The sequence below is a fragment of the Marichromatium purpuratum 984 genome, from assembly GCF_000224005.2.
Taxonomy (GTDB): domain Bacteria; phylum Pseudomonadota; class Gammaproteobacteria; order Chromatiales; family Chromatiaceae; genus Marichromatium; species Marichromatium purpuratum.
The window spans coordinates 1,234,386-1,260,039 of the sequence record NZ_CP007031.1; the positions used below are offsets into that span (position 1 = coordinate 1,234,386).

Consider the following 25,654-nt stretch of genomic DNA (forward strand, 5'->3'; position numbering starts at 1 on the left):
GCGGCAGGCCAGCGATACACCCGAAACAGCATCCTTTCTTGCATGCGCGAACCCCTTTCCGCTGCTTCAAGCCGAGCGCCGCTGTCTGGGGCAGGCTCGGACCGTCTCCAATAAGACTACATCGCAGCACCGCCACCGCGCCATTTTTCGGTATTTTTGACACCTGCCGCTTCCTAGTCTGTCCGTAAACCCCTGACGGATGGACAGATGCCCGATACCACCCCCCACATCGATCTCGACGGCGTCGTCGGCTGGGACATCCTGGCCGACGATGTGCGCCAGGCGCTGGCCGAGGTCGCCGACGTCATCCTCCGGCTGCACTCGCCCGGCGGCGATGTGGCCGAGGGCGTGGCGATCCATAACGCCATCCGTGACCACCGTCGCGCCGGTCACCACGTCACCGTCGAGGTGGCGGGGCTGGCCGCGTCGATGGCGACCTATATCGCGTGCGCGGCCGATCGCATCCAGGTCGAGGACAACGCGACCTGGATGGTGCACAACCCCTGGACCATTGCCTGGGGTGATCACCGCGAGCTGCGCAAGACCTCCGGCATCCTCGAATCCCTCGCCGGCGTGCTCGGTCGCGCCTATCAGCCTCGGCTTGACGCCACCGGGCGCAGCGCGCGCGCCGACATGGACGAGGAGACCTGGCTCTTCGGTGACGAGATCGTGGCCGCCGGCTATGCCGATGCGCTCATTCCCGCCGGCGAGGGCGCCGAGACCAAGCACGAGGCGCTCGCGCTCGCCCGCGGCGCCTTCGACCGCATGACCCGCACGCTGCGCGAGCGCGCCGATGCCGACTCGCTCGATCGCATCGCCGCGCTGCTGCCGCGCGCCGCCGCGCCAACCGCCCCTCCACAGGAACCCGCCATGTCCAAGCCATCCCCGTCGGCGGCCGAGCCGGCCGCGCACGACCCTGCCGCCACGTCCGATCCCGCCTCGGCGCCCACCGCGACCGGCGAGGCGCCGCCGGCACCCCTCGCGCCCGATGTCGAGGCACGCATCCAGGCCGCGCTGGCCGCCGAGCGCGAGCGCGTCGGCGCCATCCAGGCGCGTTGCGCTCAGGTTGGCATGCCCGACCTGGCCGCCGACCTCATCGCCGAGGGCGTCACCCTCGCCGAGTGCAACGCGCGCATCGTCAACGCCTGGGTCGAGGCCGGCGGCCCCGAGATGCGCCAGGCCACCAGCGCCACCGCGCCGAGCGCGCAACACGCCGCCGAGGTCGACGCCGCGCGGCAGCGGCTGCGCGCCCAGGTCGCCGGGCGCCCGTCCGGTCAGGAGTGAGCCATGATCTTCAACGAACCGTCCCGCCCCCTCGAATGCGTGCTCTACGAGATGCCCGCCGGCTACTCGCGCGAGACCGTCACCATCCCGGCCGGCACCGGCGTGGTCGAGGCCAACACCGTGCTCGGCCGTGTCACCGCCAGCGGCAAGTTCATCCCCTATGACGATGCTGCCACCGATGGCTCGGAGGCCGCCGCCGCCGTCTCGCTCTATCCGGTCGATGCCACCGACGCCGATGTCGACGTGACCGCCATCGTGCGCAGCGCCGTGCTCGTTCGCGACGCGCTCAACTGGCACGCCGATGTCGATGCCACGGCGATGGCCGCTGCCGTGACCGCGCTCGCCGCCGCCAACGGCCCCATCCTCGTTCGGAGTTGATGCCGATGGATCTCTATCGCGACTACTTCACCCGCGAGCAACTGCTGCTCTCGCTCGCGCAGGCTCAATACATCCCCGGCCAGCTCGCCGAGCACTTCGAGACGCTCGAGGACGTCTACTCGACCTCGATCCCCATCGAGGAGCTGGCGAAGGACGCGGTCTCGCCCTCCGACCCCGTGCCTCGTGGCGCGCCCTCCGATCCCATGGCGCTGGGCAAGGCGCGAGTCGTGCCCTTCGAGACCAAGACCTACTCGCGCGAGATCCCGGTGCTCGCCGACAGCGTGCTCAACGCGCGCCGTCCCGGCTCGATGGGGGCCGAGGTGATGGCGCATCGGCGCGACCGCGCAGCGGAGAAGCTCCGCAACTGGGCCGACATCCAGCACGAGTGGCTGCGCGTGAGCTGCGTCAACGCGCCGAGCAACGCCTTCGGCACCGCGCCGGGCGATGCCGTGGTGGCCTTCGGCGCCAACGACAGCGCTATCCGCTCGGCACTGCACACCTCGGTCGTGCAGCCGCTGGAGGCGGCGCTCGACGGGCTCACCTATACCGGCATCGATGCCTATTGCTCGGATGCGTTCTGGCTCGGGCTGATCGAGTCCAAGACCATCAAGGAGACCTATCTCGGCTACGCCGCCGCCGCGGAGCTGCGCGGTCAGACGGCCAACAGCTTCGTCTACGGCGACATCGCCTGGCACCGCTACCGCCCGCAGGGTGGCATCAAGATCGCCGACGGGCGCTGCAAGATCGTGCCGCGCGGCGTGCCCGGGCTGTTGGTGCAGGCCTTCGCGCCGGACGACACCAATGAGTCGGTCGGCGAGGGGCTGGCCAGCGAGCCCTACTACCTGCGCGCCTTCCCGATCCCGGACGACAAGGGCTGGCGGCTCAAGATGCAGACCCATCCGGTGATGGTGTGCACGCGCCCGGAGGCGATCCAGACGCTCAAGCTGACGGCATGAGGTCGCCATGAATCCAGCGCTCATCGAGTCCTTTCGTGACGGCGTCGCCGACATCCTCGATGCCCTCGGTGCCCCCGGGAGCTACGCGGGCAGTCCCGCGCGGCTGGTCGTCGAGCAGGTCGACGGCGAGGCGGGGGAGTGGGAGATGGTCCACGAGGTGCGCCATCGCGCCGTTGTCGATGCCGCCGCACTGGCGGTAAAGCCGGCGCCGGGTGATCCCCTCGAGGTCAACGCCGAGCGCTGGGTGGTCGATCGCGTGCTCGCGGGCGATGGCTTTACCTGGACGCTGGCGGTGCGACCCGATGAGTGAGCAGACTCACCCCGCACGCGCGCCACTGGCCGCCATCGCCTCGGCGCTTCGCCTCATCCCCGGGGTGCAAGACGTGCGCACCGGCCGCTGCGCGCTGCGCGTCAGTGAGGACGAGCCACTGCCGGTGCTGACGGTGCACAGCCGCAGCGAGGCGCCGGCGACTGCCGCCGACCGCGATCGCCTGCTCCCGGTCCAGACCTGGCGCCGCAGTGTTGTCATCGTCGGCCATGTGACCGCCACGGACGACTGGGACGCCGAGCTCGAAGTGCTCGTCAGCGCCATTCGGCGCGCGTTGTGGGCGGCGGGCGTGCCCGACCTGACGCTTGGCGATGTCATCTTCGCCCCGCCGGAGAGTGGCGGCCAAATCGCCGAGGTGCAGCTCGAGGCCCAGTACGGCTATCAGGAGGTGCTGACGTGATCCCCGATATTCCGTGTGCCCATTGCCCGCCGACCCTCGCCGAGCACGGGCGCTGCCAGATCGGCAGGCTGGTTCCGCACGACTGCGCCGGTTGCGCCGCCTATCGACCGGCGTTCCGCACCGAGGAGCGCACGCGCTGCGAGGTCTGGACCCGGGTCATGGGCTACCACCGTCCAATCTCGCACTTCAACGGCGGCAAACGCGCCGAGCATGCGCAGCGCCGCTACTTCAAGGAGGCATCCCATGTCCGACGCAAAGCATGACGAGCTGCCCGAGGTCCTCGCCAAGCCGTGGTGGCAGTCCCGCGCCGTGATCGGCGCCCTGGTGGTAGTGCTCGCCCAGATTGCGAGTGTCGCCGGGATCACGCTGGACACTGCGGCGCTCACCGATGCCCTGGTCACCCTGGCGAGCATCGCCGGCGCTGGCATGGCGATCTGGGGGCGGGTGCGCGCAAGCGTGCCGCTGCGGCTGCGCTGATGGCCAGCGGATTCCGCTTCTCCAAGCGCTCCGAGCACGCCCTCGCCGGTGTCCATGACGACCTGGTGCGGGTGGCGCGGCGCGCGCTGGAGCTGACCGAGGTCGACTTCGTCGTCACCGAGGGGCGACGCACCGAGGCGCGTCAGCGCTCGCTGGTCGCCGCCGGGGCCTCGCGCACCATGCGCTCGCGTCACCTCACCGGGCACGCGCTCGATGTCGCCGCCTGGGTCGATGGCGGCGTGCGCTGGGACTGGCCGCTCTATCCGCGCATCGCCGCCGCCTTCAAGGCCGCCGCCGCCGAGCTGGGGGTGGCGATCCGCTGGGGCGGGGACTGGCCGCGGTTTCGCGACGGCCCTCACTTCGAGCTGGATCGGCGGAGCTACCCATGAGCCTCACGCTCGATCAGCAGCTCACCGAGCTGCAGTTGCGCGTCGAGCGCGTCGAGACCGAGACCCGTGATCTGCGTGAGGGGCTGGCGTCACTCACTCAGGACCATGCCATCACCCGCGAGTCGGTGCGGATCTTCACCGACCTTATCGAGGGTATGCGCGAGGAGCTTGGAGCCACGCGCGACGGCGTGCATCAGGTCCAGCTCGCTTTGCAACGGCACATGACCGACGAGGCGCGCGACCGTCGCCGCCAGTTCGCCGGCTCGGTGACGGCGACCATCAGCACTCTCGGCACCCTGGGAGTGCTGCTGTGGAACGTCGTCATCACGAACTGACCCTCACCGCATCCACCACGAGGAATACCCCATGACCGCACCCCGCGCCATCTATCTGCGCTGCGAAGTCAAGGCCGGTCTGTGGGACGGCCTGACCTGGCCGACCCAGTACAGCGATCCGCTCAACTTCACCAAGATTGAACTCACCGCGCCCACGCAGGAGAAGGAAGAGCTGATCTCCAACATGACCGGCAACTACGGCGCCGCGCTCGACAGCCAGCAGAAGCCGACTGATTCGGCGACCGCGACGCTGGAGTTCAACACCATGACCGACGTCATGCTCGGCCTGGTGCTGGGCGCCGATGTCAGCCCCGGGGAGCAGGCGCAGAGCACCATCACCGACGAGTCGGTCGATACCGCCCTGGGGGTCTGGGTGCCGCTGGCCCACGGGTACATCGACAGCGAACAGTCGATCAGCCTCAAGACCGGGGCCGATGTCGCGGTCGAGCCCTCGAAGTACGAGATCGATACCACCAACGGGATGATCAAGGCCCTCCATGCCGACGCCGTCGGCACCGGCATGAAGCTCAGCTATACCGCGCGCGCCGAGAGCTGGACCGCCTTCGCCGCCGGCCAGGCCAAGAGCGCCTATGTCCACCTCATCGGTAGCGCCACCGACATGGTCACCGGCAAGACCGGCCGCCTCAACATCTGGCGCGCCGCGCTCGCGCCGGGCGGCGCGGTCGACCCGGTGGCGGGTGGGTACTTCGCGGGCAGCCTCGCCGGGTCGCTGATTGCGCCGACCGGCAAGGCCTCGCCCTGGGAATGGCAGGCGCTGAGCGCCTGATCGGGGTGAGGGGGAGGGCATGGCAATCCAGCTCGGCGCGCTCGCGCTCCCGGATGGTCTGCGCTGGTCGGACGAGTTCAGTTGGTCGCCGACCGTGCGCTCGACCAGCTATGGCCTCACCGGTGCGCTGTTGGTGCAGAGCGCCACGCGCCAAGATGGGCGCCCACTCACCCTGAGTGGTGGGCGGCAATGGGCGTGGTGCAGCCGCGCCGAGCTGACGGCCATCGCCGCGGCCCTCGATGCCGCCACGCCCGAGACCGCGCTCATCCTCACCCTGCACGATGGTCGCGCCATCCCAGTCATTGCCCGTCCCGGCGAGGATGGGCCGATCACCGCCGCCCCCGTCCCGATCGTGCGCGATTCCGGCCCCGCCGACCCGGGACCGATGACGCGCTACTACATCGACGAGATCCGCCTGACGATCGTCGGCGAGATCCAGGAGCCCTGAATGGCCGATCACAGCCTCGCTGTTCGCATCCTCATCAACGCCAAGGACCAGGCCTCGGCGGTCATCGGCAAGATCGCCAACAAGTGGACCGCGCTCACCGCCGCCGTCAGCGGCTTCATCGGTGTGCGCGCCTTCACCACCGCGATCGGCGACGCCGCCGACTTCGAGTCAGCGCTCGATGCCATCCAGGCGCGCACCGGCGCCACCGCCGAGGAGATGCAGCGGCTGCGCGACGCGGCCATGGAGGCCGGCTCCACCACGACCTTTACCGCGACCGAGGCCGCCGAGGGCCTCAACATCCTGGGCGCGTCCGGTCTTGCCGCCAGTGATGCCATTGCCACCCTGCCCAGCGTGCTCGCGCTCGCGCGGGTCGAGAGCGTCGATCTGGCCACCGCCGCCGGGCTGATCACCGATGCGGTCAGCATCATGGGGCTCTCGTTCGAGGACAGCGCGCGCGCCACCGATGTGCTGGTGCGCGCGGCGAGCCTCTCGAACACGACTGCGACCCAGCTTGGCGAGGCGTTGCGCTATGCCGGTGGCGAAGCGCGCAGCGCTGGGCTCTCCATCGAAGAGACGGCCGCCACGCTCGACGTGCTCGCGCAGAGCGGTATCCGTGGCGAGCAAGCCGGCACCATGCTGCGCAACATCCTCGGTCAGCTCGGCGATCCTGCGAGCAAGGCCCGCCAGGAACTGGCCGCGCTCGGCGTGACCTCCGGTGACCTCGGCGAGGCGATCGACGGCATCGCGGCCGCCGGCGCCGCCGGCGAGCGCGCCGTGCGCGCCTTCGGCATCGAGGCCGGGCCCGGCGTGCGCGCGCTCTTGACCGAGGGGAGCGCCGGTATCGCGGCCTACGCAAACCAGCTCAATGCCGCCGGTGGCGCCGCGCAGCAGGCCGCCGCGACCATGGGCAGCAATCTGAATGGTGCGCTTCAGGCGCTGCGCTCTGCCTGGGATGCGTTGCGCATCTCGTTGGTCGACCCACTGCTCGAGCCGATTCGCCGCGAGGTCGAAGGATTGGCCGAGAGCCTGGGGCGATTCACGCAGAGCGCGCGCCTCGAGCAACTGAAGGCGACCCTGCTACAGACCTTCGAAACGTTGGTCGCCCAAGCCAAGGCCTTCGTCGCCGCGGTCGACTGGGAGGGTTTCGCGCAGCGCATCGATACCGCGCTCAGCGGGGCCAAGAGCAGCCTCGAGACGTTCGCGAACAGCGCCTCGCGCACCACCGATACCCTGCTGTTCGTCTTCCAGTCGATCGGGACCGGCATCTCCACGTTGCAGACCGCATTCTGGGGCCTGGCCGGCGTGGTGGGGAAGGCGTCAGCCTTCATCGTTGAGGGGCTCAGCAAGATCGTCAAGGCTCAGTCGAAGCTGACCTTCGGGCCGTTTCGTCGAAAGCTCGAAGAGGTCTCGGCCGAGATCGCCTCCGTGTCCGAGTCGCTGGACAATGCCGCTGATGGCGCTTTCGAAAACGCCGGCGCCGCGCTCGACCGGACCGCGCAAAAAGGTGAATCGCTGCGCGAAACCATGCGCCGCCTGTTCGAGGCGCAACGCGATGCCGAGAAGTCAACGCGCGAGCTGGGCGAGGCGCAGCGTGATGCGGCACCACCGGCGGAGCTGACGGCCGAGCAGGAACGGCTCGCCGCGGCCATCAAAACCTACAACGCGGCACTGGCCGAGGCGCGCGCCGGCAACGGCGAGGCCGGTCTTTCGCTCATCGAGCTGGGCCAGCGCGTCGTCGAGGCGCGCGCGGAGCTTGATGGCTTGGGCGTGTCGGCTGGTGCGGCCGCCGAACAGGTTGAGGCGAGCGGCGATCGCACCGCCAGATCGGCGGGCGAGAGCCGCGACGAGATCGCGCAGCTGCGTCAGGAGTATGACCGGCTGATCGAGGCGGGCGACACCCAGGGGGCCGACAAGGTTCTGCGCTCGATCCGCCGGATCGGGGAAGAGGCCGGGGAGAGCGCCGGGGTGACCGAGGGGGCCGCCGCCCGGATCGAGGCGGCGTTCGATCAGCTGGGGATCGTGTCCCAGCGTGCGCTCGACCAGGCCGCCACCAACGCGCGCGCCAATTTCGAGACGATCGCCAACTCCGCCAATGCCTCTGCGGAAGACATCGAGCGCGCCTTCTTAGCCTGGGCAGAGGCAGCGCGCACTGCGGCGGCGGATTCCGACGAGGCGCGGCAACGCGAAGTCGAGTCGATGCTGCTTGCGCAAGCGACCGCGCTTGGGTTGCGTGATGCCTATCTGTCACTGGAGGGCATCAACCGCACAACCACCGACACCACCCGCAACCTCTCCGACAGTCAGCGCGACCTCGGCAATAGCGCCAAGGATGCCGACGAAGGCATCAAGAAGGTCGTCGGGTCGAGCAACGACCTCAACATCGCCTTTCTGAACAGTCGCGAGCAGATCCGCAACGCCATCGCCGATCTGCGCGGCTACTCCTCGGCGGCGGCTGATGCCGTCGAGGAGATCGTCAGCGGCCTCGATCGCTGGGACAACAAGATCCGTGCGATCCAGGCGCTGGAGGCGAGCGACTTCGTCGGCGACGGCGCGGTGGACGAGGCCTCGGCGCGCATCGCCCAGCTCGAGGCCGAGCTGGAAGCGACCGGCGCCACGGCTGATGCGCTTGCCGAGCGCGTCGACATGGCCTTCAACGTGCTGCGCGACACCGATGCCGTGGTGCTCGCGATCACCCAGCTCAAGCAGGAGGTCATCGAGGCCGAGATCGCCGCCGAACGTCTGGCGCAGCGCGGCGAGCGGCTGCAGGCCGAGTTCGCCGGGCTCACCGATGCGCTCGACGCCGGCTCGATCGGCCTGAGCGAGTATGCCGATAAGCTCGACCGCCTGATCGATGCCAACCAGCGCCTCGGCGAGGAGGAGCTGGAGCCGTTGCGCGCGGCGCTCGACGATGCGCGGCGCAAGATGGCCGACTTCACCGAGGACGCCCAGGCCGGCCTGCGCGACCTGCAGGCCGAGTGGGCCGAGCTCAACGGCCAGCAGCTCGAGGCGTTGCTCCTCGAGCAGGAGGCGCAACGCCTCGAGATCGAGATGGCGCTCGCCGAGGCCAAGCGCGATGGCAATACCGAGGCGATCCGCGCGCTCGAGGACCAGCTCGACATGCTCGAGCAGATCCAGGCCGTCGAGCGCGAGCGTGCCGCCGAGGCCGAGGCCCAGGCCGCGATCGAGGCGGCCGAGGCCGAGGCCGAAGAGGCCGCGCGCCGCGCCGCGCTGAGCGATGCCGATCGCGCCCATGAGGACAGCATCGCCACGCTCGAGGCGCGGCTGCTCGAGGCGGTGCGCGCCCAGGACCAGGCGCTCGAGGACGCCCTGGCCGCGCAGATTGCCGCCGAGCGACAGCGCCACGAGGAGACCCTGGCCAACCTCGAGGCCGAGTCCGCGGCGCGCGCGAGCACCGGGACGGCGAGCACCGCCGGCACGACCTCGGGTGCGACGGGGAGCACAAGCACGGCGAGCGCGAGCCGTGCGATCGACGTGCGCGTCAGTGTCAACGGCCAGTCGAGTCGCACCATCACCGTGGCCGATGAGGCCAGCGCCGATGCGCTCGAATCCATCCTGTCATCCCTTGAGTCCGCCGCCGCTGTGGCGATCTGACCCGCGAGCCCAACCGACATGCCCATCCAAGAAGAGAACATCGTCTTCGTCGAGAGCCAGGTGATGGACGACGTCCCCGAGGGCGGCGGTGCTGCCACCGGGCGCGAGATCGTCGATGGCGCGCTCAACAACGTCTTCGAGGACATCTCCGATCTCGACCGCGCCTACGGCCGCTTCAACCTGAGGAAGCTCGCGCTGGCGGTGCGCAGCCTCGACACCAGCCTCTACGGCGGCGCCAAGCTCGCCCTCACCGCGCTGCCGCGCGATCCCGCCGTCGGCTACACCCTGTTTCGCACCGCCGACCCCTTCGATACCCGCGCCCAGGCCGCCGACCGCGTCCAGGCCTATCTCTACAAGGGGCCGATGTGGCCGGGCGTGCTCTACGACGACCACATCGCCGGGATGCGCGCCATCCGCATCATCCAGCGCGTCGACACCACGCTGCCGCCGATCGGCAAGACCCTGGTGCTCGTGCAGCACGAGGGGGAGGCCAATGCCGTCGAGCAGTACCTGCGGGTAACCGACGTCGAGACCGTCGAGACCACCCTCACCGACAGCTCCGGCGACTTCGTCCGCTGGGTCGTCACCCTGACCCTCAAGGACGCGCTGCGCCACGACTTCGCCGGCCACACCCCGCGCCGCGACGACCTCTACGACTACGACCAGGGCGCGCGGCTGCGCGACACCACGGTGGCCGATGCCGCGCGCTACAGCGGCGCCCAGCGGCTGGCCGAGCCCGCCCAATCGGGGGATCTGCGGGTGCGCGCGGCGAGCCTCTACAGCCAGCTCGTCCCGGCCAGCCAGACCGAGACGCCGCTGGTCAACCAGGTCATGGCGGACCAGCTCGTCACCGAGATCGACGCCGGGGGCGGACACCGGGTCGAGGTCTCCCAGGCCCCGCACACCCGAGCGCTCGCCGTCACCCCCGAGAACCGCCGCCTGAACTGGGTCGAGACCCTCTCCCCGGTACCACAACGGGGGGCGCTCAACATCGCCTATATGGCCCAGGGGCACTGGTACGAGTTGACCGATGACGGCACGGGCATCATTCGCGGATCGGACAGCACGTTCGGCTCCGGGACCATCGATGCCACCACCGGGGTGAGTGCGGTCACGCTCGGCGCACTGCCGGACGCGGGCTCGCAGATCCTGTACACCTGGGCGAGCCCCGTTCACTACAGCATTCGCGCCGGGGCGACGCAGGATACCGACGCGCGCGGCGCGCGGCTCGATTTCGCGCTGGAGCAGGTCCCCTATATCCCGGGTTCACTGGTCGTGACCTTCACGCGGGGCGGGAGCCCGCTCACCGCCACCGAGGACGGCCACGGGACGATCAGCGGCGTCGGGGTCAGCGGCGTGCTCAACCTGACCAGCGGGGCGGGCTCGCTGTGGTTCACCCAGCTCCCGGATCGGGAGACCAGCATCCGCTTCGACCATGCCTACGCCGACCCCGACGACCCGGAGCAACCCGCGGAACGACGCGTCGAGGCCGCGCTGGGGGCAAACTACACGCTCGACTTTGGCGGCTCCGTCGCCCCCGAGGGCGTGAGTATCGCAGCCTATTACAACTACCCTGTTAGCGCCGCAGTGACGATCAATGACGACGGGGAGGGGGGGCTCGTCGTCGCCACCGGGCAAGCGGTGGGCGATCCCGCAGAGCCCGTGACGGGCCTGCCGGTGGGGACGATCGACTACGCGGCGGGTCTGGCGACGCTCAACATCCCGATCGAGGTCAATTACCAGCACTGGGCGCCAGCGGTGCTCAATCCTGACGGGAGCATCGCTAGGGCAGGCTACTGGTATACGTGGAGGCAGTCTGCCCTCCCTTCCACGACGAACGAGGTCCTGGGTGTAGCCGCCACCGGCGCACCCTCGTCCGACCTCGTCGCTGACCCCATTGTGCTCGACCTCCTCGACGGGGGGCTGGATCTCGACCTGACGCATCTCCACACCAGCCGGATCGTACCCGGCTCGGTTCGCCTGTCGCTGGGCGGCACGCGCTACGAGGATCGCGGCACGGGGGTGCTCTACGACGGCGACGGTCTTCGGCTCGGCACGCTCGACTACGACACCGGCATCGCCTCGCTGACCTGGTGGTCGGATGGGGCCAACGCACCGCCCACGGTGACCGCCTGTCTGACACGCTATGGCTTCTGGGTCGCGACCGAGGCCAGCTTCCGCACCCGGGTCGCCCCGCTCAAGCCCGAGGCCCTGAGCATCACGGTCACGGCCGAGGACGGGGCGCGGCTCACGGCGAGCGCCGATGCCGATGGCAACCTCGTGGGTGATGCCGTCTCGGGGTCAGTCAACTACGAGTTCGGTACGGCGGCGATGGCGTTCGGGGCGATGGCGGATGACCCGGAGCATCCCGGGTCGCAGGTCTGGGTGCCTCGACGGGTCGACCCCACCACCCTGCGCTACAACGCCGTCGCCTACAGCTACCTGCCGCTGGACGCCGACATCCTCGGTATCGACGGCACCCGGCTGCCCGCCGATGGTCGGGTGCCGATCTACCGCCCCGGCGATCTGGTGATGATCCTCCACGCCGCCGAGACCGCCCTCAGCCCCAGCGCCGGGGTCGCCACCGCGCTCGGTCGCACCCGGCTCGCCTGGGTGCGGGTGACCGACGCCACGGGCGCGGTGGTCAGCGGTGATCGCTACCAGCTCGACCGCGCCGCCGGGCAGATCATGTTCCCCGACCTCGCTGGCCTCACCCTGCCGCTCACCGTGCGCCACACCGTCGGCGACCTGCGCCAGGTCACCGATGCCCAGATCAGCGGCTGGCTCGCGCTCTCGCGCCCGCTCACCCACGACTACCCGGCCGGGGAGACCATCGTCGCCGGCTGCCTGATCATCGGTGATCGCCGCGCCCGGGTCTCGGCGACCTGGGATCAGGCGAGCTGGAGCGGGGCGTGGTCGGACGCCCCTAGCGGCAGCGCCGCCACCGCCACCCTCAACCTGATCGACCACCCCATCCAGGTCACCAACGAGGGCTGCGACACCGACCGCTGGGTGCTGCGCTGCGCCGACGCGGCCAGCGACCAATGGGAGCTGATCAGCGAGAACCGCGGGCTCGTCTGGCAGGGCGTCTACGCCCCCGGCGGCGCCGACATCGCCCCGATCAACCCGCGCACCCGGATCGACCTCGGCGGCGGCGCCTACAGCACCGGCGCCCCCTACATGACCATCCCCGCCGCGGCCAACGGCGGCGGCTGGAGCACCGGCAACGTGGTGCGCATCGACACCGTCGGCGCCATCGCCGAGTTCTGGGTCGCGCGCTCGATCCAGCAATCCGACGAGCCCGCCGACCCCGCCGCCGCCGATGGCTGCGAGATCCATGCGCTTGGCAACATCGATCGACCCTGAGGTGAGGGATGACTGACTACTTCCTGGCCGTCGGCTCGAGCGACGACACCCTGCGGACCCTGGAGGGGCCAGCGTTCGATGTGGCGACGACGCGGTTTGCCTCGGGTGGGGATGTCAATGCGGTGGCGTTTTCGCCGGATGGGGCGCATCTGGCTGTTGGTGTGAGCGCCCCTCCGTGGCTCGTCATTATTCGCACCTCAGACTGGTCAGTTACGACTGACGTTCAAGTCCCAAGTTACGTTTACGGTGTGTCCTGGAGTCCCGATGGCGCCTATCTGGCTGTTGGATATTACGGTGGCGATCGCCTGGCGGTGATCGATACATCTGACTGGTCGGTCGTCCCCGGAACGCCCAGCCTGCCGGATAAGCGCGTTTGGGATTGTGCTTGGTCGCCGGACGGGGCGTATCTGGCTGTTGTTGGTGACTGGGGCGAGCCGAATTTTGCCGTCATCGACACCACCGACTGGTCGGTCGTCCCCGGAACGCCCAGCCTGCCAGGGGATGGTTACAGCTGCGAGTTTTCGCCGGATGGGGCTTATCTGGCATTGGGATTGCGTTCAGCGCCGTATCTGGTCGTGCTGAATGCTCCCGAATGGACGCGGGTTTCCGGCGTCCCTGCGGCGGCAAGTGCGCATCGGGGCGTGTCCTGGTCGCCGGACGGGGCGTATCTGGCTGTTGGGCACGCCCCCACGTTTTGCCTGACTATTATCGACACCACCGACTGGTCGGTAGTCCCCGGCACGCCGGCGGTATCGAGCACGGGGTACGACTGCGCCTGGAGTCCCGATGGCGCCTATCTGGCAGTCGCGCATGCCGGTTCACCCTATCTCACCGTCATCGACACCACCGACTGGTCGGTAGTCCCCGGCACGCCGGCGGTATCGAGCACGGGACTCACCGTCGCCTGGCTCCCCGACATCAACCGCCCGACCCGTCACGGCATCCTCTACGACCACGACGGCAACCCCCTGAGTCTCCCGGTGCAGCTATTGCGCCGCCCGGCTTGGGCGCGCTCGCAGGTCGTCACCCCGGACCCGGTCTCGGGGGCGTTCACGGTGCGCGGCTTCGCCCCCGGCGACTACCACCTGCTGATCCCCGACACCCGCCCTGGGGCGACCGACGATCGCCTGCTGCGCATCACCCTCGACGAGACTACCGGCGCGCTCGCGCCGCTGGAGGTCTACATGCCCTACGCTGGGGCGCTGACTACGATCAACGGCAACGCCACCAAGGCCATCGACGGCAGCGCCGCCGACGATGTGATCGTGCGCGCCTGGGGCAGTCACGGGCACGTCATCGACGTGGTGCCTGCGCCCAGCGGCGACTGGTCGGCCGAGGTGCCGCCGGGCACCTACGACATCACCTACCGCAGCGCCGGCTGCCAGCCAGTCTGTCACGGCCCCTACACCATCGCCGCGCCGGAGGAGGAAGGCTGATGGATCTCGGCACCCAGCACCAGGTTGCGCGCGAGGCTGCCGCCCGCCTACCGGTGCTCGAGGCCGGGCTGGCCCTGCTTGCCGGCGGCGCGGTCGGGGCGCGGCTCGTGCTCTACAGCGCGCCGCTCCCCGGCGCCCCTGGCGAGACTCCGTCCGAGGCTACCGCCCTGGTCGAGATCCCGCTGGCGACGGGCATCGGCGCGGTCGACCCCGAGACCCATCAGCTCCGCCTCGACACCCCGCTCGAGGCACCGATCACCGGCGCCGACCCCGCGACCGGCACCGCCGCGGCCTGGGCGCGGATCCTCGATGGCAATGGCGATTGGTGGGCCGACTGCACGGTGAGCGCCACCGGTGACGGCGGCGAGGTGCAACTCGACAGCCCGATGCTCTATCGCGGTGCCTACGCGCGGGTCACCGCCGCCGTCTTTCAGGGGTAGGGGGTGACCGGGCCGTCGCTGGGGCTGCCGGTCTCGGTGCGCTGCGACCAGCCCCGACCCGAGTTGGGGGCGACCGTGCTGCCTGCGCGGATGGTGCTCCCCGCGCAGGCGTTGGCGGCGCTCGATGCGACCCGGCTACCCGGCTGCGTGCGCCCGAGCTCGGCGGCGACCGGCCCGGCACCCGCGCTGTGGCGGCCGATCCGGCTGTGCTGCGGCCTCGCGCCGCCGTCGCTGGCGACGACCCGTGTCGCGGCGGTGGTCTGTCTGGTCGGGGGCGAGGCGCCACCCCTGGCCGCCACCGTGCTCGACCCGATCTGCCGCCCGGTCCTCGACCCAAGCGATGTCGAGGCCGTGCTCCAGGCCGCGCTGCCCGCGCCGAGCGCCGGTCTGTCGATCACCGCCGCGCTCCGGGCGCGGGTCATCCAAGATGCGACCCTCGTCGCCGCCTTGCCCGCGCCGACGGCGGGGCTGACGCTCGGGGCCGCGCTCGTCGTCGAGCTGGATCTGGCCCTCCCCGCCGCTACCGGCCCCAGCGCCGAGGCCCCGGCGCGCGATCAGCGCGCCATCGCCCGTGGTTGGCGGCTCATCGGCACCGAGATGCGCGCGACCCGCCACGCCGCAGCGCTCGGCCACCGGCAGGCGCGGGCACGTCCGGGGCCGGCGCTCGGGCTGCGCCACACCGAGACCCGACGGCTGCGCCGGGTCGCCCAGGTCCCGCATGCCGAGGCGCGCCCGATCCGCGCCGCGCGCACTACGCTCCATGCCGACACCCGCCGGTTGCGGCGCGCGACCCGGGCGGTGTGCACCGAGGCCGCCTCGATCCGGGCCGCCGCCCGAGCGGGGCACCGCGATCGAGAGCGCACCCGTGACCGACTGCAGTTCGATCAACAGGACGCGCGCCCGATCGATCTCCGCCTCGATGCCGGGCACCACGTCGCGCAACCGCTCGAGACTCTGCTCGGCACCCCGCACACCGCGGCGCTGTGGCCGCTCCCCGGGCGCTGGACGCCGTGCTACATGCCGGCGGTACTGCTGCGCACCCGGGTGTCCTGTAGCGCGACCCCGTCGCTCGGCGCTGCCGTCGAGCTACCCGGCTGCTGCGACTGGCGACCGCGCCCACCCTGGGTGCCCGAGCCGCCGACCGCAACCCGCATCGTCCCCATCCGGAGGCTCTATCTCGTGAGGAACACCGTCACCCTGACCCTGCTCGACGGCACCGAGATCCCCGCCGAGTCGCTGCGCCTTGCGCTCGAGGCCGACGCCTGGGCGTGGAGCTGGTCGGCGCGGGTGCCGGGCGCGGCGCTCGCGCGGCTCCAGGCCGAGCCCGAGGCGCCCGCCGTCGAGCTGATCGCTACCGTCAACGCCCACCCGATCCGGCTACGCCTCGACAGCATCGCCCGCGCGCGGAGCTTCGGCTCCAACTGGCTCGACCTCGGCGGGCGTGGTCGCGCCGCCGTGCTCGGCGCGCCGAGTGCCGCGCCGCGCGCGCGCACCAACACCGAGTCGCGCAGCGCCCGCCAACTGCTCGACGCGGCGCTCACCGACAACGGGGTGCCGATCGGCTGGACGCTCGACTGGCAACTGGAGGACTGGACCGTCCCGGCCGGCGCCTGGAGCCACAACGGCACCTTCATCGAGGCCGCCGCGCGCATCGCCGAGGCCGGCGGCGGCTATGTCCAGGGCCACGACACCGAGCCGGTGCTGCGCCTGCTGCCCTGGTATCCGCGCCCGCCCTGGGCCTGGGCCGAGACCACCCCCGACATCGCGCTGCCCGAGGACGCCTGCCACACCGAGCGCATCGAGTGGATCGCGCGCCCGGACTACGACGCGGTGTGGATCACCGGCGGCGAGGGCGGTCGGCGCGACCGCGTGCGCCGCGCCGGGCGCGCCGGCGACACCCAGGCCCCGACCTGCGTCGACGCGCTCGCCACCGATGTCGTCATGACCCGCCAGCGCGGCCTGCGCCTGCTCGCCGACACCGGCCGCCAGGCCCACATCACCCTGCGCGCCCCGGTCCACCCCGAGACCGGCATCATCCACCCCGGCCAGCTCATCGCCTACACCGAGGGCGGCACCACCCGCCTCGGGCTCTCGCGCGCGGTCGAACTCGACTGCCGCCTGCCCGAGGTGTGGCAATCCATCCGCATCGAGAGCCACCCGACATGAACACCTGGAACGCCTACCGCCGCCTCCTTCAACTCCTCCCCGAGCCGCCCACCGACGTCGGCACCATCACCGCCACCAGCAGCGACGGCTGCACCGTCACCCTGCTCAGCGGCGAGCAGACCCAGGTACGGGGGCGCGGCAGCATCGGCGATCCGGTCTACATCAAGGATGGGGTGATCCAGGGTCCGGCGCCGGTGTTGCAGACGGTGGAGATTGAGGTGTAGGGGAAGGTATCGCTGCGCTGCGCGGCAGCCACCGCGTCAGTTGGCGCTTATGTGGCGTGTGCCGTAAACTGTGCGGGCGTGACGCGGAGCAGAACCGACCACCGCAGGGCAGGGCAGGAAATCGCACAGCGCGAGCGCGTAACCTGTTGATTTATAAAATCCTTGCTGCCCGTTTTCTGAATGGGGTTCAGGTGGTCGGAGGTTCAAATCCTCTCGCCCCGACCAACATCGAAAAAAGCGGCTCTGCTTTGGCAGGGCCGCTTTTTTTGTGTCTGTAGAAATGAGATTTCCTCGGTTTTTGGCCCCTCAAGGCGGGGCTTTCATGCGATGGTCTGATGACGGCTCTGGCTGCCGGGCTTGTTGAGCGTCTGAGGGCAAGCAAACGGCTTACACACGCCCTTGCGCTGAGGGATCATCGGACAGATGCCGCGCCGATTGCAGTAGCGGCGTAAATCTTCACAAAAGAGGTGAATTCAAACCTTTGTGTGGGGACATCCATCGGAGCTGTCTGACCACCTGATGCTGGCTCTGGCTGGGCGCTGAACAAATGACAAGACAGTCGAACCTCAGGGTCGTCTGTCACGCGGAGGCGCTGACGGATTGCGTGGCCGCGGATGTGAGCGCACTGGGGCTGGATCTGAAAGTGATCTGCCGCCCGAACTGGTACTTCTGATGATCGAATTCACCCAAGGTAACCTGCTGGATGCGGACGTCGATGCGATCGTGAACACGGTCAACACCGTCGGCGTGATGGGTAAGGGTATCGCCTTGATGTTCAAGGAGAAGTATCCCGAGAACAACCGGGCTTACATGGCCTACTGCAAGGCTGGAGCTTTCGAGCCCGGCTCCCTGTTCGTCACCAGGCAGAGCGATCTGTTGGGGCCGCTCTGGATCGTGAATTTTGCGACCAAGCAGCACTGGCGCCATCCGAGCAAGATGGAATGGATCGAGTCCGGCCTCCGCGAGTTGCGAGAGTTCATCGAGGACAACCAGGTGCGGTCGATCGCCGTGCCGCCCCTGGGCGCTGGCAACGGCAAGCTGGATTGGTCAGCGGTGAGACCCTGCATCGAGCGCGCACTCGGGGATCTCGAATCCGTTCGCGTCGTCGTGTTCGAGCCGACGGCCAAGTACCAGAACGTCGCCAAACGCACAGGGGTCCAGGCGCTCACCCCTGCCCGCGCGATGATTGCGGAGCTGGTCCGGCGTTATTGGATCCTCGGTTTCGAGTGCTCGCTTCTGGAGATCCAGAAGCTGGCCTGGCTGCTGGAGCGTGCGATCGAGCGTCATGAGCTGGATAACCCGCTCGACCTGCGTTTCGAGGCCAACCGTTACGGACCCTATGCCCATCGGCTGCACCACCTGCTCGATGGCCTCGATGGCAGCTATCTGCACTGCGACAAGCGCTTGGCCGATGCCGGCCCCCTCGACGTGATCTGGTTCGAGGAGGCCCGGAAGGAATACCTGAGCACCTATCTTGCCGGTCCCGAGATGGCACCCTATCGCGAGGCGTTCGATGAGACCGTCGCCTTGATCGATGGCTTTCAGTCGCCGCTTGGAATGGAGCTTTTGGCAACGGTCGACTGGCTTCTGAGCCGCGAGGGCTGTGAGCCGTCGGTTCAGGGCGTGATCGCTGCTCTGGCTACTTGGCCCGGCGGCAAGGATGCAGGTGAACGCAAGCGCCGCCTCTTCGATGATCGCTTGATCCGCCTCGCCCTCGATCGGCTCGCGAGTTGAAACCGCGGCTTGCGAGTCGCCCGGTGTTCAGTCGCTTCGGCGCATGAACATGCTGGGCCGTCCTTGGCCCGGAGGGGAAACGCGACAATGCAGCGTGCCTCTCGCCACTTGCTTGTGCTCTGGCCCGTTCGGTGACGCTGATGCATCGCTCCGGATGGTGGGCGAGAGCAAAGGAAGCCGGCCATGATTTTCCCTTTCTTCCTTCCTCCCCGTGCTTGTCTGTTGCGCGGATAAGGTATCGACGAGCGAGAGCGCCGAGACGATCTGTCCCACGCTCGCTGCTGTGTCAGCGCCTCGGCCGTTTGATGGGGCCGTACACAGAGGGCGGTGGCGCATCATCCGTATCCTGATATCATCGATCGCGTCCCTTGATATTCCGAGAAGTCAGGTATGAGCGACACGACCGACGAGATCGAACGAATCCCGCTTAAGGCAATGCTGAGCCAGCTTCGGCAAGAGTTGATCGATGCCAAGGCCGAAGGGGAACGCAAGGATCTCAAGTTCATGGTCGACGACATCGAGCTGGAGCTTCAGCTGGCGACGACTCAAGAAAGGGGCGGCGGCACCGGGATCAAGTTCTGGGTCCTGAATGCGAACTTGAAGGGCAAGGACACGTCGGTTGCGACACAAACGCTCAAGCTCAAGCTCAAGGCCGTGCAGGAGGTCGAGGACCCGGCTACCGGTGAGCCATCGACCGTCCCGGCCAAGATCAGCGGAAGGCTCTCTGGTTGAGGCCGATACGAGAGGACTTCAGGGATGGTCGGTTTACGCACGGAACACTGCGTCGAGATCCGTGTTCCAGCCGGGGGAGGAGAGTTCTGTTTCGGCTCCGGCTACGCCTTGGCCCCACACTGGGTCCTGACGGCGTACCACGTCCTCTTCGATGCGGATCGGGATCTGAATTCGCAGACCTTTGAGATCGTCTGGCGGGATTCGCGGGGGCATCCCATCGAGCCGGAACAGAGCATCACCAGGACCGATATCCTCTGGTACAACAAAGAACACGACATCGCCCTGATCCGCTGCGAACCACGCGCGAGCGATCTGGTCAGCCCCTGGTACCTGATCGACCAGAGACGACCCGCAGCGAGGGCCAGATGTGACTGCTGTGGCTATCTCGCTGGGCTGCAGGACGAAGCGCATTGCCCCAGACGCAAAGCCCCGCAAGGCATCCTTGGTCGCTCGGATGCCCTCACCGCCGATCTTGATGGACTCAACGTCCAGTTACAGCAGGACAAGTACTGGGGCGGGTTCAGCGGCTCCGCTGTGTTCTCCGCCAATCGGCTGGTCGGAATTGTCCGGAGGGTGAATACGGGGGAGAGCGGTAAAGGCCTGACCCTCTCGTTCATCGCCCCCGCGTTGCTGGCAGACGGCGACGAGCCGCAAATGGGACGACTGAGAGAGGTCGAAGACTTTCTCGTCTGCCCTGGCAAAGATGCCTGCTGGAAAGGGCTGCGCTCCTATGTCATCGATCAGCTGGATGCCCATGACGGGCTGCGCAAGCACCTCGCGGACTGCTGTCGCAGTCATCTTGCCCCGGGAACCGAGATCCTCGGTGCTGATGCTCTAGCTGATACTCTCTTCAGTTTGCCTCAGCGTGAGATTGCTCGCGCCTTAGGATTGGCGCTCGACCAGATGCAGCCGACGCAGGATAGAGCTGGCATCCAGTCAGTGGAATACTTGGCACTGGTTTGTCTGCGCCTGTTGGCGGCTGATCAGGGCGCGGTACCGCCGCTAGTTGGCGCGGCAAAAACCTATGACGGCTCGCCGGTGTCAGTCGCCGCATCTCCACCGATGTTACTGGATCTCGAGTCTAAGCTCGCCGAGGCATCGGACAATGCCCCCCAGTTGTGCGTGGCCGGCAACCATCTGCGTTCTCCCTTGGATCTCACGCCCGAGCACAACACCGGCCTTGACCCGGACGGACGCCGGGCGCAACAAGACGCGAAAGACGCCTACGCCGTCAAGAATGTTCCAGGCATGGAGTGGTTCAGAGCTGAGGATGCCAAGGCTCAGGTCAAGAAGCATGTGACCGGTCCACACGCCGATACCGGTATCACCTCGTCCGACCTACCGGTCGATGACGACGAGTGCGGGCACTTTCTCTCCGACCTGCTGTATCAGGAGGGCAAGAGCCGGAGCTACTACGTTCGTGTCCCGGCGACCTGGCATTGTGAGGAGGCCAACGTCTTGCGCGCCTTGGGCCGTTGGGCACCTGAACTCCTGGTGGTCGACCTAGAGCGGACGAAAGACCAGGCGCGAACCGGATACCTGGCGGCGCTCCATAGCGTCATCATGCGCTGCCAGAAAGCCCTGTCCCAAGACGATTCCGAGGGGAACTCATGACCCTTAGTCGATTCATCCGGCGCCTTCCACATCCGCCCATCACCCTGGAACAGGTTGGAGGTCGATCCTTTACGCATCTGTTCGAACAGTCGCATCTGGACGCCATCAACACCGCGCTGGCTTGCAACCGTCCCCTGTTGCTCACCGGCGAGCCGGGGGTGGGTAAGACTCAGCTCGCCAGGGCCGCGGCCAAGGCGCTCGGACGTGCCTACGTGCGCTGCACCGTGGACGCCAAGACCGAGTCACGAGACCTGCTCTGGCAGTTCGATGCGGTGGCCCGTCTGGCAGACGCCCAACTGGCTTCCGTTTGCGATTGGGATGCCTCGACCTGTGAGAAAAAGTTGGCCCCCGCCAATTATCTGATCCCGGGTCCTCTCTGGTGGGGGCTGAACTGGGGCTCTGCCGAGAAGCGACCCAAGGCCGTCGCGCCCCCGCAGCTCGATGGCGGCAATCACGAGCAGGGTGTCGTCGTCCTGATTGACGAGATCGACAAGGCCGAGATCGACGTGCCCAACGGTCTCCTCGAGGTATTGGGCGACGGCAGCTTCCAGCCAGAGGGCTTGGACAATCCGGTTCGCGCCGATGGTATCGCGCCGTTCATCGTCATCACATCCAACCGCGAGCGTGGTCTACCGGACGCCTTCGTGCGTCGCTGCGTAGTCATGCGCATGGCGCTGCCCAAGGACGACACCGAGCTGCGCAAGCGCTTGGTGGAGCGTGGTCAGGCCCATTCCAAACTGTCGCCCGAGGTGCTGGGACAGGCCGCGGATCTGCTCATCAAGGATCGTAAGGCCAGCACCAAGCTGCCGCGTCCGGGTCAGGCCGAATACCTGGATCTCTTGCGTGCGGTCGAAGAACAGCTGACCGTGACCGCCAGCGGCCCCAGCGCCGAGGAGCTGCTCAACCGCATCGAGCCTTACCTCCTGCGCAAGACCGAGGCCGTTTGATGGCTCAAGGTTTGGTCAGCCGCGGCGATCTGCTGCGCGCCTTGTGCGCCGAAGGCTGTGAGCCTCTTACGCCTGCCGCGCTGCATGCCTTGGGTTATGACGAACCGGAACCGAAGCCGAAGAAGAAGGCCGGCGACGCCTCGGAGAGTGCTACCGATCACGCCGAGGTTGGCACGGAGCCGCCGGCGCCCGCCCGCGCGCCCCTGCGTCCCGCTACCTTTTGGGTGCCCTTTCACCTGGCGTCGGACGAAATCTTGTTGCCGGGCGACCAGCCGCGCCTCAGTGCGCCAGCGCTGCCCAGCAGGCCGGCGGCTGACCCTTCCCCCTATCGCTATCTGACTGACTTCGCCCAGCTGGTGCCCAGGTTGCGCCGTGTCTTGACTGCAACCCGCCCATCGCGGGCCTATGACCTGGACCGTATCGTCCACTGCATGGGGCGCGGTGAGTGGCTGCGCCGGCTGCCGCGTCGCCATCGCGCCGGCTGGGGACCGAGCCTTTATGTCATCGAGGACCGCTGCGATCATCTGGCGCCTTACGTGCGCGATCAGGCCATGGTTCAGACCCATCTGCAGCGGCTCTTTCCGACCGCCGGCTTTCGCACGGCTCTCTATAGCGAGCACTGTGATCGGCCCCAGGTCCATTGGCCGGACGGTGAGGTCACGCCCATCGCCCCCCAGCCGGGCGACCAGGTTCTGGTGTTGGGGGATCTCGGCTGTCTTGCCCGCGATGGCGGGCGCGCCGCCCGCTTCTGGCGCGACTTCGGCGATGAGCTGGAACTGCTCGGCGTGTCCGCCCTGGTCCTGCTGCCCTGCGCTCCGGCCGACGCTGAAAAAGTGGCATCCCCTCATTTCCAGCGACTTTGCTGGGAGCATCCGGCCCCATCCATGCTCGCGACCGAGGCCCTACAAACGCGTGGCGAGCGACTCCTTGCCCGCATGTCCATCGCCTCGCGCATCGAGCCAGGCTTGCTGCGTGAGCTGCGTCTCGGTCTAGGCGACGTTGAGCACTTTCCGGCGCGGTTGGAGGCCTGGGTCTGGCAAGAGGCCAGCGGCAAGGGGGCCGCGATGATCGCGGCCGCATTGCCGGACGCGGATGCCGAAGCCTGGCGCGCCAAGCTCGGGGAAGGGGACGACTCCACCTGTCTCGGTAGACTCGTGGACACGGCACGGGATGCCATGCGTCATCTGCCCTACGAGGTCTGGCTGGAAACCGTGCTCAACGTCGCGGAAAGAGCCCCGCACGCGATCAGCGACGAGGAACGAAACCATGCCCGTGAGCTGCTCCAGTACCTGGCCGACCGGGCATCCTCATCGGGGGCAATGTCCCTCAGCCCTCGTGCATGGGACTGGCTCAGCGGTTTCTTCGAACGACTCGACGCGTCGGTCAAGGAGAACCCTTTCACCAAGGACGCATGTTGGGGACTGGCCTGCGCCTTGGCCGATACAGATCGTCAGCCCTTGCCCCCTCCGTCCGAACAGCCCTTGCCCCTCGATCTGTGCCAACTTGGTGATCGTGTCCACTCGGGAATGCCCCCCGGCGCAAGCCCGCTTGCGCGGCTCCATACCCGCGACCAAAACATTCAGGTGCGGGTGGTCGAAGATGCGTTCTGGGAGTCGGGCAAGGCACCGCCCTGGGCCACCGACTGGGGCTGGGACGCCTACGGTGCCTGGGTCGAATTCGCGATCGAGGATAAGGACGGTCAGCCGGTCACCCAGCGCATGCGCTGGATCGAGCCGGGGTGCTTTTGGATGGGGTCGCCCGACGATGAGCCGGGGCGAGATAGCGACGAAGGACCTCGGCATGAGGTGACGATTCAGGAGGGCTTCTGGCTGTTCGAGACCGCCTGTACCCAAGCCCTGTGGGAGGCGGTGACGGGTGAGAATCCGAGCTTTTTCAAAGGTCTGGATCGTCCGGTGGAGCAGGTGAGCTGGGATGACGTTCAAGGCCTTGTCGAGACGATCAATGCGCGCCTGCCGGGACTGGCGTTGAGCCTGCCGAGCGAGGCGCAATGGGAATATGCCTGTCGGGTGGGGAGCGATACGGCTTTCAGCTTCGGCGAGACCATCACCCCGGAGCAGGTCAACTACGACGGCAATTATCCCTACGCTGGAGGGGCGAAAGGGCTGGATCGTCAGGAGACCGTCCCGGTCAAGGCATTGCCTCCAAATGGCTGGGGGCTCTACCAGATGCACGGCAATGTCTGGGAATGGGTTCAGGATGCTTGGCACGATACTTACAAAGGGGCGCCCATTGACGGCTCGGCCTGGGAGTCCGCCGAGTCCGGCGCGGGGCGGGTGATCCGCGGGGGCTCCTGGCTCGACGTTGCGCGCTACTGTCGTTCCGCCCACCGCTACTGGTTCGTGCCCGTCAACCGCAACTTCAACCTTGGCTTCCGGTGCGCCCGAGTTCAGGTCCGTGAGTCAGGCACGCCGGAGGCGGAGCGAGTGGAGCTGGCGCGCCCCGGCCCGCGGAGCGGATCAGGCCGGGGCGAGACGGCTCCGTCTCGCGCAGCCGGGCAGGGGCACGTCAAACCGCAATTGTTGCGACTCGACACCACCGCCTCGGCCTCGGTTGAACTGCCGGACGCGCCAGGGCTGGAGATCCGCTCCGATCGCGAGGTCCTGCGCTTGCAGCGCTGTGCAATGCCCGACTGGGCCAAGGCCATGGGGCGCGATCGCTTTGGTCTCTGGGCCGAGATCCATATCGAACCTGTAACCAAGAAAGAGAAGCAGCGGCGACGGTGGTTTCGCAAGAAAGCACCGCAAGCAGTTCCCGAGAACGTGTCGGAGCCCTTCATCCAGCGTCTGCGCTGGATTCCGCCCGGTCGCTTCCTGATGGGCTCGCCGGAGGACGAACCGGGGCGTCGGGACTCTGAGGGGCCACAACATGTAGTTACCGTCGGTCAGGGCTTCTGGCTGTTCGACACGCCCTGTACTCAGGCGCTGTGGATCGCCCTGGGTTTGGAGAATCCGAGTCGCTTTCAGGACCCGGCACGGCCGGTGGAGCAGGTGACTTGGGACGACATCCAGCAGCAGTTTTTACCGGCGCTGAACGAGCGCATTCCGGGCTTCATCTTGCCGAGCGAGGCGCAATGGGAGTATGCCTGTCGGGCGGGGACGCAGACGGCACTCTACTCCGGGCCGATCGAGATCCGGGGCGACATGGATGCCCCCGACCTGGACCCGATCGGCTGGTACGGCGGCAACAGTGGGGTGAATTATGATCTGGCTGACGGTGAGGACACGACGAGCGGCGCGTGGTGGTCGGGTAAGCAGAAGCAATACCCCCATGAGCGGGCTGGTACGCGTCAGGTCAAAGGGAAGCTCCCCAATCCCTGGGGGCTGTACGACATGTTCGGCAACGTTTGGGAATGGACGCAGGATGCCTGGCATGACTCCTACGAGGGCGCGCCACTCGACGGTTCGGCTTGGGAGTCCGCTGAATCCGGCGCGTTGCGGGTGATCCGCGGGGGCTCCTGGGTCAACCTTGCGCGGGGCTGTCGTTCCGCCTACCGCAACAGGTTCGAGTCCGTCCTCCGCGACGACGACCTTGGCTTCCGGTGCGCCCGAGTTCAGGTCTTGTGAGCCAGGCGAGGATTAGG

Annotated in this window: 22 protein-coding genes; all 22 read left to right on the forward strand. The window is 68.1% G+C overall.

The genetic code is table 11. The annotated features are described in order from the left end of the window. Window positions 1–207: 207 nt before the first annotated feature. The 22 genes from MARPU_RS05685 to MARPU_RS17955 all read left to right on the forward strand — a co-directional run bounded on the left by MARPU_RS05685 (window position 208) and on the right by MARPU_RS17955 (window position 25,637). On the forward strand, window positions 208–1,284 hold the full coding sequence (locus tag MARPU_RS05685; protein WP_005220702.1) for a head maturation protease, ClpP-related: 1,077 nt from the start codon (window positions 208–210) through the stop codon (window positions 1,282–1,284). A 3-nt stretch (window positions 1,285–1,287) separates the two neighbouring features. Then, complete coding sequence (locus tag MARPU_RS05690) at window positions 1,288–1,662, forward strand: head decoration protein (protein ID WP_005220704.1); 375 nt, start codon at window positions 1,288–1,290, stop codon at window positions 1,660–1,662. A 5-nt stretch (window positions 1,663–1,667) separates the two neighbouring features. Further along, window positions 1,668–2,618: a major capsid protein gene (locus tag MARPU_RS16555; protein WP_005220705.1), complete on the forward strand. Its 951-nt coding sequence runs from the start codon at window positions 1,668–1,670 to the stop codon at window positions 2,616–2,618. Window positions 2,619–2,625: 7 nt separating this feature from the next. Then, the gene (locus tag MARPU_RS05700; RefSeq protein ID WP_005220706.1) at window positions 2,626–2,928 is read left to right on the forward strand and encodes a head-tail joining protein; all 303 of its coding nucleotides are present in this window, start codon (window positions 2,626–2,628) and stop codon (window positions 2,926–2,928) included. After that, a complete protein-coding gene (locus MARPU_RS05705; RefSeq protein ID WP_005220707.1) occupies window positions 2,921–3,346 on the forward strand; it encodes a hypothetical protein in 426 nt (141 codons plus the stop codon). The genes MARPU_RS05700 and MARPU_RS05705 overlap by 8 nt, the downstream gene beginning before the upstream one ends. A gap of 68 nt (window positions 3,347–3,414) precedes the next feature. Beyond that, on the forward strand, window positions 3,415–3,609 hold the full coding sequence (gene nrdD, locus MARPU_RS05710) for an anaerobic ribonucleoside-triphosphate reductase (protein ID WP_051415192.1): 195 nt from the start codon (window positions 3,415–3,417) through the stop codon (window positions 3,607–3,609). Then, window positions 3,590–3,823, forward strand: coding sequence for a hypothetical protein (locus MARPU_RS05715; RefSeq protein WP_005220710.1), 234 nt, complete (start codon window positions 3,590–3,592; stop codon window positions 3,821–3,823). The genes nrdD and MARPU_RS05715 overlap by 20 nt, the downstream gene beginning before the upstream one ends. Further along, window positions 3,823–4,212: a M15 family metallopeptidase gene (locus MARPU_RS05720; protein ID WP_005220711.1), complete on the forward strand. Its 390-nt coding sequence runs from the start codon at window positions 3,823–3,825 to the stop codon at window positions 4,210–4,212. The genes MARPU_RS05715 and MARPU_RS05720 overlap by 1 nt, the downstream gene beginning before the upstream one ends. Beyond that, entirely contained in the window at window positions 4,209–4,547 is a 339-nt protein-coding gene (locus MARPU_RS05725) for a hypothetical protein (protein WP_005220713.1), read from the forward strand. The genes MARPU_RS05720 and MARPU_RS05725 overlap by 4 nt, the downstream gene beginning before the upstream one ends. Before the next feature lie 31 nt (window positions 4,548–4,578). After that, window positions 4,579–5,334, forward strand: coding sequence for a phage tail tube protein (locus tag MARPU_RS05730; RefSeq protein ID WP_005220714.1), 756 nt, complete (start codon window positions 4,579–4,581; stop codon window positions 5,332–5,334). 19 nt (window positions 5,335–5,353) lie between these two features. After that, the gene (locus tag MARPU_RS16560; protein ID WP_005220715.1) at window positions 5,354–5,782 is read left to right on the forward strand and encodes a hypothetical protein; all 429 of its coding nucleotides are present in this window, start codon (window positions 5,354–5,356) and stop codon (window positions 5,780–5,782) included. Then, window positions 5,783–9,394, forward strand: coding sequence for a phage tail tape measure protein (locus MARPU_RS05740; RefSeq protein WP_005220716.1), 3,612 nt, complete (start codon window positions 5,783–5,785; stop codon window positions 9,392–9,394). A gap of 18 nt (window positions 9,395–9,412) precedes the next feature. Next, window positions 9,413–12,760: an RHS repeat domain-containing protein gene (locus MARPU_RS05745; protein ID WP_025275142.1), complete on the forward strand. Its 3,348-nt coding sequence runs from the start codon at window positions 9,413–9,415 to the stop codon at window positions 12,758–12,760. 8 nt (window positions 12,761–12,768) lie between these two features. After that, window positions 12,769–14,196 (forward strand): WD40 repeat domain-containing protein, encoded by a 1,428-nt coding sequence (locus MARPU_RS17510; RefSeq protein WP_005220728.1) that lies wholly within the window; start codon window positions 12,769–12,771, stop codon window positions 14,194–14,196. Further along, window positions 14,196–14,636, forward strand: coding sequence for a hypothetical protein (locus MARPU_RS05755; RefSeq protein ID WP_005220730.1), 441 nt, complete (start codon window positions 14,196–14,198; stop codon window positions 14,634–14,636). Before MARPU_RS17510 ends, MARPU_RS05755 begins: the two co-directional genes overlap by 1 nt. 3 nt (window positions 14,637–14,639) lie before the next feature. Continuing rightward, complete coding sequence (locus MARPU_RS16565) at window positions 14,640–16,802, forward strand: hypothetical protein (RefSeq protein ID WP_005220732.1); 2,163 nt, start codon at window positions 14,640–14,642, stop codon at window positions 16,800–16,802. Then, complete coding sequence (locus tag MARPU_RS05765) at window positions 16,799–17,026, forward strand: hypothetical protein (RefSeq protein WP_005220733.1); 228 nt, start codon at window positions 16,799–16,801, stop codon at window positions 17,024–17,026. Before MARPU_RS16565 ends, MARPU_RS05765 begins: the two co-directional genes overlap by 4 nt. 672 nt (window positions 17,027–17,698) lie before the next feature. Beyond that, on the forward strand, window positions 17,699–18,760 hold the full coding sequence (gene darG, locus MARPU_RS05770; RefSeq protein WP_005220741.1) for a type II toxin-antitoxin system antitoxin DNA ADP-ribosyl glycohydrolase DarG: 1,062 nt from the start codon (window positions 17,699–17,701) through the stop codon (window positions 18,758–18,760). A 390-nt stretch (window positions 18,761–19,150) separates the two neighbouring features. Next, entirely contained in the window at window positions 19,151–19,492 is a 342-nt protein-coding gene (locus tag MARPU_RS05775; RefSeq protein WP_005220742.1) for a trypco2 family protein, read from the forward strand. Between the two features lie 24 nt (window positions 19,493–19,516). Then, window positions 19,517–21,106: a trypsin-like serine peptidase gene (locus tag MARPU_RS05780; RefSeq protein WP_005220744.1), complete on the forward strand. Its 1,590-nt coding sequence runs from the start codon at window positions 19,517–19,519 to the stop codon at window positions 21,104–21,106. Then, a complete protein-coding gene (locus tag MARPU_RS05785) occupies window positions 21,103–22,053 on the forward strand; it encodes an AAA family ATPase (protein WP_005220746.1) in 951 nt (316 codons plus the stop codon). The genes MARPU_RS05780 and MARPU_RS05785 overlap by 4 nt, the downstream gene beginning before the upstream one ends. Then, on the forward strand, window positions 22,053–25,637 hold the full coding sequence (locus MARPU_RS17955) for a formylglycine-generating enzyme family protein (RefSeq protein ID WP_005220748.1): 3,585 nt from the start codon (window positions 22,053–22,055) through the stop codon (window positions 25,635–25,637). The genes MARPU_RS05785 and MARPU_RS17955 overlap by 1 nt, the downstream gene beginning before the upstream one ends. Window positions 25,638–25,654 lie beyond the last annotated feature (17 nt).

What these genes read in the sequence shown, in the direction of transcription:
- MARPU_RS05765 (WP_005220733.1), top strand. Translation starts at nt 16,799, where the DNA reads ATGAACACCTGGAACGCCTACCGCCGCCTCCTTCAACTCCTCCCCGAG.
- darG (WP_005220741.1), top strand. Translation starts at nt 17,699, where the DNA reads ATGATCGAATTCACCCAAGGTAACCTGCTGGATGCGGACGTCGATGCG.
- MARPU_RS05705 (WP_005220707.1), top strand. Translation starts at nt 2,921, where the DNA reads ATGAGTGAGCAGACTCACCCCGCACGCGCGCCACTGGCCGCCATCGCC.
- MARPU_RS05685 (WP_005220702.1), top strand. Translation starts at nt 208, where the DNA reads ATGCCCGATACCACCCCCCACATCGATCTCGACGGCGTCGTCGGCTGG.
- MARPU_RS05755 (WP_005220730.1), top strand. Translation starts at nt 14,196, where the DNA reads ATGGATCTCGGCACCCAGCACCAGGTTGCGCGCGAGGCTGCCGCCCGC.
- MARPU_RS16555 (WP_005220705.1), top strand. Translation starts at nt 1,668, where the DNA reads ATGGATCTCTATCGCGACTACTTCACCCGCGAGCAACTGCTGCTCTCG.
- MARPU_RS05700 (WP_005220706.1), top strand. Translation starts at nt 2,626, where the DNA reads ATGAATCCAGCGCTCATCGAGTCCTTTCGTGACGGCGTCGCCGACATC.
- MARPU_RS05720 (WP_005220711.1), top strand. Translation starts at nt 3,823, where the DNA reads ATGGCCAGCGGATTCCGCTTCTCCAAGCGCTCCGAGCACGCCCTCGCC.
- MARPU_RS05690 (WP_005220704.1), top strand. Translation starts at nt 1,288, where the DNA reads ATGATCTTCAACGAACCGTCCCGCCCCCTCGAATGCGTGCTCTACGAG.
- MARPU_RS16560 (WP_005220715.1), top strand. Translation starts at nt 5,354, where the DNA reads ATGGCAATCCAGCTCGGCGCGCTCGCGCTCCCGGATGGTCTGCGCTGG.
- MARPU_RS05715 (WP_005220710.1), top strand. Translation starts at nt 3,590, where the DNA reads ATGTCCGACGCAAAGCATGACGAGCTGCCCGAGGTCCTCGCCAAGCCG.
- MARPU_RS05780 (WP_005220744.1), top strand. Translation starts at nt 19,517, where the DNA reads ATGGTCGGTTTACGCACGGAACACTGCGTCGAGATCCGTGTTCCAGCC.
- MARPU_RS05775 (WP_005220742.1), top strand. Translation starts at nt 19,151, where the DNA reads ATGAGCGACACGACCGACGAGATCGAACGAATCCCGCTTAAGGCAATG.
- MARPU_RS17510 (WP_005220728.1), top strand. Translation starts at nt 12,769, where the DNA reads ATGACTGACTACTTCCTGGCCGTCGGCTCGAGCGACGACACCCTGCGG.
- MARPU_RS05785 (WP_005220746.1), top strand. Translation starts at nt 21,103, where the DNA reads ATGACCCTTAGTCGATTCATCCGGCGCCTTCCACATCCGCCCATCACC.
- MARPU_RS05725 (WP_005220713.1), top strand. Translation starts at nt 4,209, where the DNA reads ATGAGCCTCACGCTCGATCAGCAGCTCACCGAGCTGCAGTTGCGCGTC.
- MARPU_RS05730 (WP_005220714.1), top strand. Translation starts at nt 4,579, where the DNA reads ATGACCGCACCCCGCGCCATCTATCTGCGCTGCGAAGTCAAGGCCGGT.
- MARPU_RS17955 (WP_005220748.1), top strand. Translation starts at nt 22,053, where the DNA reads ATGGCTCAAGGTTTGGTCAGCCGCGGCGATCTGCTGCGCGCCTTGTGC.
- MARPU_RS05740 (WP_005220716.1), top strand. Translation starts at nt 5,783, where the DNA reads ATGGCCGATCACAGCCTCGCTGTTCGCATCCTCATCAACGCCAAGGAC.
- MARPU_RS05745 (WP_025275142.1), top strand. Translation starts at nt 9,413, where the DNA reads ATGCCCATCCAAGAAGAGAACATCGTCTTCGTCGAGAGCCAGGTGATG.